This is a genomic window from Azohydromonas sp. (assembly GCF_035325925.1).
Taxonomy (GTDB): Bacteria; Pseudomonadota; Gammaproteobacteria; order Burkholderiales; family Burkholderiaceae_C; genus Calidifontimicrobium.
Window position 1 is genome coordinate 1 of sequence record NZ_DAOKZA010000082.1, and the last position, 8,353, is coordinate 8,353.

Genomic DNA, 8,353 nt, shown 5'->3' on the forward strand with positions numbered 1-8,353 from the left:
GCATGTCGCCGGGGAAGATGTTGGCGGCCACCAGGTCCTTGATGGCGTTGCCGTACTCGATCACCGCGTGCTCGATCTGCTCGGGGTTCGCGTCGGCCAGGTAGATGTTCAGCGGGATCATGCGCCGCTCGATGTACAGGTGCCTGATCACCAGCATGTCGCGGTCCTCCTCGATCAGGCTGGGGCAGAAGTGCTTGAGCTCCTGCACCAGCTCGCGCTCGAAGCGCGTGCGCGGGAACGCGACGTTGCTGTACTCGAGCGTGTCGGCCATGCGCCCGACGCGGTCGTGGCTCTTGACCAGCAGGTACTTGGCCTTGATCTGCTCGCGCGTGGTGTCCTTCTGCGGCGGGTAGAAGTCCTTGATGACCTTGAACACGTACGGGAAGCTCGGCAGATCGAACACCAGCATCACCATGCCCTTGATGCCCGGCGCGATGCGGAACTTGTCGCTGCTGTGCCGCAGGTGGTACAGGAAGTCCCGGTAGAACATGTTCTTGCCCTGCTTCTGCAGGCCCAGCGCCGAGTACAGCTCGCTGCGCGGCTTGCGCGGCATCAGCCCGCGCAGGAACTGCACGTAGGCGCTGGGGATCTCCATGTCGACCATGAAGTACGCGCGCGCGAAGCTGAACACCAGCAGCAGGTCGTCCTCGCCGAACAGCACCGTGTCGACGACCAGCCCCTTGCCGCTGGCCGCGTGCAGCACCGGCAGCGCGAACGGCACCTCGCTGAAGCCGTTGACGATCTTGCCGACGACGTACGCCCCCTTGTTGCGGTAGAACATCGACGACAGGACTTGGATCTGGAAGTTCGCCCGCACGCGCACCGTGCCGAACTCGGCCTGCATCGCCGCCATCACGTGGTCGACGTCGCGGTCGAGATCCTCGAACGGCACCGCGAGCTGGAAGTTGTCGACGATGCGCTTGAGCGTCTCGCGCATCGTCGCCAGCGTCGGGTAGTAGGCGCGGTAGGTCGGCGCGGCGGCGGGTTCGTCGTTCTCGATGTACTCGGTACTGACCGCCGGGCGCACGAAGATGAAGTCGTTGTTGAAGTAGCTGCGGTGCAGGATCTTCGTGGTCACCGAGTTGAAGAAGGTCTCGGCCAGCTCGGGCTGGTGGTGGTTGACCAGCAGTCCGATGTAGTGCAGCTTGACCTGCTGCCAGGTGTCGGTGGACAGCGTGCTGGCGGCGAACTCGCGCTGCAGCCGCTCGGCGGCCTCGTCGACACGCTTGTCGTAGAACTCGATGCGCTCGCGCTGCGCGCGCTGCTGGCCATGCCAGTCGGCGCGCTCGAAGCGCCGCTTGGCCGCGGCGCTGGTCTCGCGGAACAGCCGGTAGTGGCGGTTGAAGCCGTCGAGCAGCGCGCGCGCGATGTCGTGCGCGCGGCTGTCGGTGAGCTGGTGCGGGAACATCAGCGCCTTGCTCATCGCACCCCTTCGTTCAAACGGCGGCGCGCTGGTGCCAGCGCGCCTTCAGCGCGCCGAGCGCATTGCCGTAGGCGGCGGCCACGTCGTCGGCGCCGGCCACGCTCATCTGGAGGTCCTGCAGCAGCCCGTTGTGCAGGCCGTAGACCCAGCCGTGCACGCGCACCGCCTGCGCGCGCGCCCAGGCATCGCGCACCACCGTGGTCTGGCACACGTTCAGGCACTGCTCGAGCACGTTGAGCTCGCACAGCGCCTCGTGGCGGCTCGTGTCGTCGCCCAGTCTCTCGAGGAAGGCCGCGTGGCGGTTGCGCACGTCCTGCACGTGGCGCAACCAGTTGTCGGCCAGCCCGACGCGCAGGTTCTGCATCGCCGCCTTCACGCCGCTGCAGCCGTAGTGGCCGACGACGATGATGTGGCGCACCGCGAGCTGGTCGATCGCGAACTGCATCACCGACAGGCAGTTCAGGTCCGAGTGCACGACGACGTTGGCGACGTTGCGGTGCACGAACAGCTCGCCGGGCAGCAGCCCGACGATGTCGTTGGCCGGCACGCGGCTGTCGCTGCAGCCGATCCACAGGTACTGCGGCGACTGTTGCTGCAGCAGCCGGCTGAAGAAGCCCGGCGTGCGCGCCTCGGTGTCGGCGGCCCAGTGCCGGTTGCGTTCGAACAGGTCGCTCAGCGTGTCGGCCATCGGCATGCCCCGCGGTTGCGGCTCAATCGTTCCACGGCAGCGCGAACGCGGGCTGCAGCATGCCGTGTGCGCGTTCACGCACCGCGTCGGGCAGGGCGCAGGCCCGCCGCGCCGCCGTGTCCACGCACACGCCGACGAGCCGCGTGATTGCCGCCACGTGCCCGCCGACGCCGTCGTGCATGACGTGCGCGAAGCGCAGCGTCTTGTCGCGCACCTCGAGCAGCGCCGAGCGCACGACGACCAGGTCGCCGGCGCGCAGTTCGCGCTGGTAGGCGATGCGCTGGTCGAGCGCGGCCATGCCGCGGCCGTGCTCGCGCAACCACTGCGGCGTCAGCCCGAGCATGCCGAACAACTGCCACGTCGCCTCGTCGAACTTGCCGACGTACCACATCACGTTCATGTGGCCGACGTGGTCGCAGTGCCACGGGTACACCGTGCCACGGTAGGTCTCGGTCGTCGCACCGTCCACGTCGCGCCGCCTCACATGGTTTGCGCGAAGAGCACTCGTCCGATCGGCATCCGCCGGATCTCGCTCGTGCCGGCGCCGGCATGGCTGCGGCCGGCGCTGCGCGCCTTCACGTCCGCTGTGCGCACACGAACCTGCGCCGGATCGGGGCCCCGGTCGCGGTCCATCACATCGTCTCCGCGAACAGCTCTCGTCCGATCAGCATCCGCCGGATCTCGCTCGTGCCGGCGCCGATTTCGTACAGCTTGGCGTCTCGCCACAGGCGGCCGAGCGGGTACTCGTTGATGTAGCCGTTGCCGCCGAAGATCTGAATGCCCTCGCCGGCCATCCAGGTGGCCTTCTCGGCGCACCACAGGATCACGCTGGCGCAGTCCTTGCGCACCTGGCGCACGTGCTCGCTGCCGAGCGCGTCGAGGTTCTTGCCCACCGTGTAGCAGAAGCTGCGCGCGGCCTGCAGCACGGTGTACATGTCGGCCACCTTGCCCTGGATCAGCTGGAACTCGCCGATGCTCTGGCCGAACTGCTTGCGGTCGTGGATGTACGGCACGACGTTGTCCATCACCGCCTGCATGATGCCGATGGGGCCGGCGGCGAGCACCGCGCGCTCGTAGTCGAGCCCGCTCATCAGCACCTTGGCGCCGCCGTTGAGCGCGCCGAGGATGTTCTCGGCCGGCACCTCGACGTTCTCGAACACCAGCTCGCCGGTGTGGCTGCCGCGCATGCCCAGCTTGTCGAGCTTCTGCGCGACCCCGAAGCCCTTCATGCCCTTCTCGATGAGGAACGCGGTCACGCCGCGCGCGCCCAGCTCGGGCTCGGTCTTGGCGTAGACCACCAGCGTGTCGGCGTCGGGGCCGTTGGTGATCCACATCTTGCTGCCGTTGAGCACGTAGTACCCGCCCTTGTCCTCGGCACGCAGCTTCATCGAGATCACGTCGGACCCCGCGCCGGGCTCGCTCATCGCCAGCGCGCCCACGTGCTCGCCGCTGATCAGCTTCGGCAGGTACTTCGCCTTCTGCGCGGCGCTGCCGTTGCGCTTGATCTGGTTGACGCACAGGTTGCTGTGCGCGCCGTAGCTCAGCCCGACCGATGCGCTGGCGCGGCTGATCTCCTCCATCGCGACCATGTGCGCGAGGTAGCCCATGTTCGCGCCGCCGTATTCCTCGGGCACGGTGATGCCGAGCACGCCGAGCTCGCCCATCTTGCGCCACAGGTCCATCGGGAACTGGTCTGCGGCGTCGATCCCGGCGGCGCGCGGCGCGATCTCGGCGTCGGCGAAGGCGCGCACCGCGTCGCGCAGCGCGTCGATGTCGTCGCCGAGCATGAAGTTCAGGCCGGGAAGCTGGCTCATCGGAGGTCTCCTGGAGAGGGCGGTCAGCCGGCGATGCCGCGGCCGACGACGGTCATCATCGTCGCCGACATCGTCGCGATCAGTGTGTGCGTGTCGCCGCCGGCCTCGTGCTGGTACGCGCGCCCGTCGACGACGCTGATCGTGCGCCCGGCCTTGGTCACCCGGCCCTCGAGGCGCAACCAGGGCCCGCGCGCCGGCGCGAGCAGGTTGACCTTGAACTCGATCGTCAGCACCGCCGCGTCGGCCGGCATCAGCGAGAACGCCGCGTAGCCGCACGCCGAGTCCAGCGCCGTCGAGACGATGCCGGCGTGCACGAAGCCGTGCTGCTGCGTCAGCTCGGGGCGGTGGCGCATCGTGATGACGACGTGGCCGGGCTCGACGGTGTCGAGCACGGCGCCGAGCGTGTGCATCGCCTGCTGGCGCGCGAACGACTCGCGCAACCGTTGCACGTAGCCAGGGTCCGCGGGGATCGGGTGGGCCATGCGGTGCGTCCTGTCGGGCTCGATTTACGTTTACGTAAACGTTAATTGTACGCGGCCGCGCGGCGCGGATCAGACCGGGGCGCGGTCGCCGCGGCGTGCCGGCACGCCCAGCGCGGCGAGCAGCCTCTGGCAGCGCGCCTCGTGCTGGGCGATCTCCTCGAGCGTGACGCGGATGTCGTCGAGCTGGCGCTCGAGCTGCACGCGGTGCGCACGCAGCACCTGCAGGAAGGCCTGCAACTGCGGCGCGGTGTCGGCCGGCGACTCGTACATCTCGACCAGTTCCTTCACCTCCGACAGGCTCAGCCCCAGCCGCTTGCCGCGCAGCGTCAGCTTCAGCCGCGTGCGGTCGCGGTGCGTGTAGACGCGGTTGCGCCCGGCGCGTGCCGGCTGCAGCAGCCCCATGTCCTCGTAGAAGCGGATCGCCCGCGGCGTCACGTCGAATTCCTGCGCCAGCTCGGTGATCGTGTAGGTGCGGCCGGGCGCAGCCTCGGCACGGGCGGTGGCGGTCATGGCTACACTCGGTTGACGTTTACGTCAATGTAAAGCAAACCGCGATGCCCAACGCCGACGAGCACCGGCTGCACTACCCGCTGGCCGACGCGGTGCCGGCGCCCGGCACGGTGCTCGAGGTCGCGCCGGGGCTGCGTTGGGTGCGCATGGGGCTGCCGTTCGCGCTCGACCACGTCAACCTCTGGCTGCTGCGCGACCGCGCCGACGACGGCCGCGAAGGCTGGGCCGTCGTCGACTGCGGCATCACCAGCGACGCGACGCGCAACGCCTGGGAGCGTGTGTTCGCGCAGGGGCTCGACGCGCTGCCGGTGCTGCGCGTGATCGTCACGCACATGCACCCCGACCACATCGGGCTGGCGCACTGGCTGACCGAGCGCTGGGGTGCGCGGCTGTGGATCAGCGCGACCGACTACCACGCGGCGCGCATCGGCAGCCAGTCGACCACCGGCTTCGGCGGTGACAGCGCGGCGGCGTTCTTCGCCGCGCATGGGCTGATCGACCCCGACGCGGTGGCGAAGGTGCGTGCGCGCGCCGGCTACTACCCGAGCCTGGTGCCGGCGGTGCCGGCGCAGTACCGCCGGCTGATCGACGGCCTGACGCTGCGCATCGGCGACCACCACTGGCGCTGCATCGCCGGCTACGGGCACGCGCCCGAGCACATCGCGCTGCACTGCGCGGCGCTCGGCGTGCTGATCTCCGGCGACATGGTGCTGCCGCGCATCAGCACCAACGTCAGCGTCTACGACGCCGAACCCGAGGCGGACCCGCTGCCGATGTATCTGGCGTCGCTCGAGCGCCTGCGCGCGCTGCCGGCCGACACGTTGGTGTTGCCGTCGCACGGCAGGCCGTTCATCGGGCTGCATGAACGCATCGACCAGCTGCGCGCGCACCACGATGCGCGGCTGGCCGATACGCTGACCGCCTGCCGCGCGCGCCCGACCAGCGCGCACGACCTGCTGCCGGTGCTGTTCCATCGCGCACTCGACCTGCACCAGACGACCTTCGCGATGGGCGAGGCGATCGCACACCTGCACGCGCTGTGGTGCGCCGGCCGGCTCGAGCGCCGGCGCGGCGACGACGGCATCTGGCGCTTCGCCGCGGCCTGACCCGCGACGCGGCCCCTGCGCCGGTGGCCACCGGCGCAGGGGCCGCGTCGCGGGACTCAGTCGACCGGCGGCAACGGGTGGTCGCGCAGCGCCCGGCGCGTGCGTTCGTAGTCGGGCAGCACCGAGCGCACGACGTCCCAGAACGCGGGGCTGTGGTTCATCTCGCGCAGGTGCGCCAGTTCGTGCGCGACGACGTGGTCGATGCTCGCCAGCGGCAGGTGCACCAGCCGCCAGTGCAGACGGATCGAGCCGTCGGCGCTCGCGCTGCCCCACCGCGTGGTCGCCGAGCTCAGCGACAGGCGCGTCGTGCGCACGCCCAGCCGCGGCTCGAAGTGGCGGCAGCGCTCCTCGAACACGCGCCTGGCCTGGCGCTGCAGCCAGCCGTGCACCGCGTCGCGGATCTGCTCGGGCGCGGCATGCGCCGGCAATCCGATGCGCAGCACCAGCCGCGCGATGCCGGGCAGCGCCTGCGCGCCGGCGTCGAGCACCGCACCGGCCACGCGCGGGTCGAGCAGCAGGATCACCGGCTCGCCGAGGAACGGCAGCGTCGCGCCGTCGCGCCACTCGATGCGCAACGCGTCCTGGCGGCGCTGGCGCTCGGCCTGCTCGTGCAGCTTGCGCAGCACCCAGTCGGCCTTCGTGCGCAGCGCGGCGTCGATCTCGCCGACGCCCACCCAGCGCGGCGCGCTGACCGTCAGCCCCTCGGCGCCGACGACGAAGCCGATGCTGCGCCGCCGCGCGCGGCGCAGCGCGTAGGCCACGCGGTGGCCGCCGAGTTCGACCTCCCGCCGGGCCTGCGGGTGGCGAAACGCCGGTGGCGGCGCGAAGGCGTCGACGACTGCGGGCGCGGCAGGCGCATCGTCGCGCGGCAGCGTCGCAGGCGCGTCGAACAGCGACAACTGGGCCGGTGCGTGGGCGCGCGCGCGGGGCATGGCACCGATTCTAGGAACGCACCGCCGGTGACGCATCGGCGTAGGCCTGCGGGTCGAGGCGGCGCATCTGCACCTCGATCCACTGCTCGACCTCGCGCATCAGTTCGTCGGCCTCGCGCCCGGCCACCGGGATCGGCCGGCCGATGACGACGTCGATCGTGCCCGGGCGCAACCGGAAGCTGCGCCGCGGCCAGCACTTCGCCGAGCTGACGGCGATCGGCACGATCGGCGTGCCGGTGGCGATCGCCAGCCGCGCCGCGCCGGTCTTGTAGGTGCCCTGGCCGCCGCGCGGCGTGCGCGTGCCTTCGGGGAACATGATGACCCACACGCCTTCGGCCATCAGCCGTCGCCCCTGCTCGGCGACCTTGTTCCAGGCCTCGGCACGCTTGCTGCGGTCGATGTGGATCATGTCCAGCCGTCCCATCGCCCAGCCGAAGAACGGGATCAGCAACAGCTCGCGCTTGAACACGTAGGCCAGCGGGTGCGGCATGATCGTCGGCAGCGCGAAGGTCTCCCAGGTTGACTGGTGCTTCGGCGCGAGCAGCACCGACGCGAGCCCGTCGGCCGCGGTCGGCAGGTGCTCGAGCCCGCTCACGCGGTGGCGCACGCCGCAGATCGCGCGCGCACCCCAGATCGCGACGCGCAGCCAGCCGACGCACATCCAGTACAGCGCCGGCCCGCGCACGACCACCGAGGCCACCAGCACCGCCAGCGCCCAGGGCATCACCGTGAGCGCGAGGAACAGCACGTACGCCAGCGAGCGCAGCGCCGCCAGCGCCCCGGCCATCAGCCCAGGCCCCCGTGCCCCGAGTCGAGCGCGTTCGGGTTCTCGCGACGCAGCAGGTCGTCGGCGAAGGCGGCGAGGTCGGCGTGGATGCGCGCTGCCGGCACCTGCTCGACGATGGCCTGCAGCTGCGCCTCGTCGAGCGACGCGGCGCGCCCGCTCATCACCAGGTGCGGCTCGCAGCCCGCGGCCTGCGCCGCCTGCAGGTCGCGCAGCGTGTCGCCGACCATCGGCGTCTGGCGCAGGTCGACGCCGTAGCGCTTCGCGATGTCGAGCATCATGCCCGGCAGCGGCTTGCGGCAGTCGCACGACTCCTCGGGCGCGTGGGGGCAGAAGAACACCGCGTCGATGCGCCCGCCCTGCGCGGCCAGCAGCTTCATCATCTGCGCGTGCACGGCGTTCAGCGAGGCCATGTCGAACAGCCCGCGCCCGATGCCCGACTGGTTGGTCGCCACGACGACGTGCCAGCCGTGCTGGTTCAGCCGCGCCACCGCCTCGAGCGCGCCCGGGATCGGCCGCCACTCGTGCGGCTCCTTCACGTGGTCCTCGCGGTAGACGTTGAGGATGCCGTCGCGGCCGACGATGATCAGACGCGGCGACGTCGTCATGTCAGT

11 protein-coding genes are annotated in these 8,353 nt (G+C 70.7%); 1 reads left to right on the forward strand and 10 read right to left on the reverse strand.

Annotated features, from left to right (window positions below; all coding sequences use genetic code 11):
• From aceK to PKC53_RS18055, 7 genes are all read right to left on the reverse strand, one after another.
• On the reverse strand, window positions 1–1,408 hold a 1,408-nt coding region (gene aceK / locus PKC53_RS18025), incomplete at its 3' end, for a bifunctional isocitrate dehydrogenase kinase/phosphatase (protein WP_324431175.1).
• Window positions 1,409–1,436: 28 nt separating this feature from the next.
• Window positions 1,437–2,111 (reverse strand): carbonate dehydratase, encoded by a 675-nt coding sequence (can, locus tag PKC53_RS18030; RefSeq protein WP_324431158.1) that lies wholly within the window; start codon window positions 2,109–2,111, stop codon window positions 1,437–1,439.
• A gap of 22 nt (window positions 2,112–2,133) precedes the next feature.
• Complete coding sequence (locus PKC53_RS18035) at window positions 2,134–2,580, reverse strand: thioesterase family protein (protein ID WP_324431160.1); 447 nt, start codon at window positions 2,578–2,580, stop codon at window positions 2,134–2,136.
• Between the two features lie 11 nt (window positions 2,581–2,591).
• Window positions 2,592–2,744 (reverse strand): hypothetical protein, encoded by a 153-nt coding sequence (locus PKC53_RS18040; protein ID WP_324431162.1) that lies wholly within the window; start codon window positions 2,742–2,744, stop codon window positions 2,592–2,594.
• On the reverse strand, window positions 2,744–3,925 hold the full coding sequence (locus PKC53_RS18045) for an isovaleryl-CoA dehydrogenase (protein ID WP_324431164.1): 1,182 nt from the start codon (window positions 3,923–3,925) through the stop codon (window positions 2,744–2,746). The genes PKC53_RS18040 and PKC53_RS18045 overlap by 1 nt, the downstream gene beginning before the upstream one ends.
• A gap of 23 nt (window positions 3,926–3,948) precedes the next feature.
• Entirely contained in the window at window positions 3,949–4,407 is a 459-nt protein-coding gene (locus PKC53_RS18050; protein ID WP_324431166.1) for a PaaI family thioesterase, read from the reverse strand.
• 69 nt (window positions 4,408–4,476) lie between these two features.
• Window positions 4,477–4,917 (reverse strand): MerR family DNA-binding transcriptional regulator, encoded by a 441-nt coding sequence (locus PKC53_RS18055; protein WP_324431168.1) that lies wholly within the window; start codon window positions 4,915–4,917, stop codon window positions 4,477–4,479.
• A gap of 44 nt (window positions 4,918–4,961) precedes the next feature.
• On the opposite strand from PKC53_RS18055, the gene PKC53_RS18060 reads away from it, so the two are divergent.
• Window positions 4,962–6,023, forward strand: coding sequence for an MBL fold metallo-hydrolase (locus PKC53_RS18060; protein WP_324431170.1), 1,062 nt, complete (start codon window positions 4,962–4,964; stop codon window positions 6,021–6,023).
• Between the two features lie 56 nt (window positions 6,024–6,079).
• Here PKC53_RS18060 and PKC53_RS18065 read toward each other — a convergent pair whose 3' ends face one another.
• From PKC53_RS18065 to gmhB, 3 genes are read right to left on the reverse strand one after another with little or no spacing between them, the layout of a single operon-like run.
• Window positions 6,080–6,955 (reverse strand): SprT family zinc-dependent metalloprotease, encoded by an 876-nt coding sequence (locus tag PKC53_RS18065; protein ID WP_324431172.1) that lies wholly within the window; start codon window positions 6,953–6,955, stop codon window positions 6,080–6,082.
• Window positions 6,956–6,965: 10 nt separating this feature from the next.
• Window positions 6,966–7,742 (reverse strand): lysophospholipid acyltransferase family protein, encoded by a 777-nt coding sequence (locus tag PKC53_RS18070; protein WP_324431174.1) that lies wholly within the window; start codon window positions 7,740–7,742, stop codon window positions 6,966–6,968.
• Window positions 7,742–8,347, reverse strand: a complete 606-nt coding sequence (gene gmhB / locus PKC53_RS18075) for a D-glycero-beta-D-manno-heptose 1,7-bisphosphate 7-phosphatase (protein WP_324431176.1) — start codon at window positions 8,345–8,347, stop codon at window positions 7,742–7,744. Before gmhB ends, PKC53_RS18070 begins: the two co-directional genes overlap by 1 nt.
• Between the last annotated feature and the right edge of the window lie 6 nt (window positions 8,348–8,353).

What these genes read in the sequence shown, in the direction of transcription:
- gmhB (WP_324431176.1), bottom strand. Translation starts at nt 8,347, where the DNA reads ATGACGACGTCGCCGCGTCTGATCATCGTCGGCCGCGACGGCATCCTC.
- PKC53_RS18070 (WP_324431174.1), bottom strand. Translation starts at nt 7,742, where the DNA reads ATGGCCGGGGCGCTGGCGGCGCTGCGCTCGCTGGCGTACGTGCTGTTC.
- PKC53_RS18045 (WP_324431164.1), bottom strand. Translation starts at nt 3,925, where the DNA reads ATGAGCCAGCTTCCCGGCCTGAACTTCATGCTCGGCGACGACATCGAC.
- PKC53_RS18055 (WP_324431168.1), bottom strand. Translation starts at nt 4,917, where the DNA reads ATGACCGCCACCGCCCGTGCCGAGGCTGCGCCCGGCCGCACCTACACG.
- can (WP_324431158.1), bottom strand. Translation starts at nt 2,111, where the DNA reads ATGGCCGACACGCTGAGCGACCTGTTCGAACGCAACCGGCACTGGGCC.
- PKC53_RS18040 (WP_324431162.1), bottom strand. Translation starts at nt 2,744, where the DNA reads ATGGACCGCGACCGGGGCCCCGATCCGGCGCAGGTTCGTGTGCGCACA.
- PKC53_RS18065 (WP_324431172.1), bottom strand. Translation starts at nt 6,955, where the DNA reads ATGCCCCGCGCGCGCGCCCACGCACCGGCCCAGTTGTCGCTGTTCGAC.
- PKC53_RS18060 (WP_324431170.1), top strand. Translation starts at nt 4,962, where the DNA reads ATGCCCAACGCCGACGAGCACCGGCTGCACTACCCGCTGGCCGACGCG.
- PKC53_RS18050 (WP_324431166.1), bottom strand. Translation starts at nt 4,407, where the DNA reads ATGGCCCACCCGATCCCCGCGGACCCTGGCTACGTGCAACGGTTGCGC.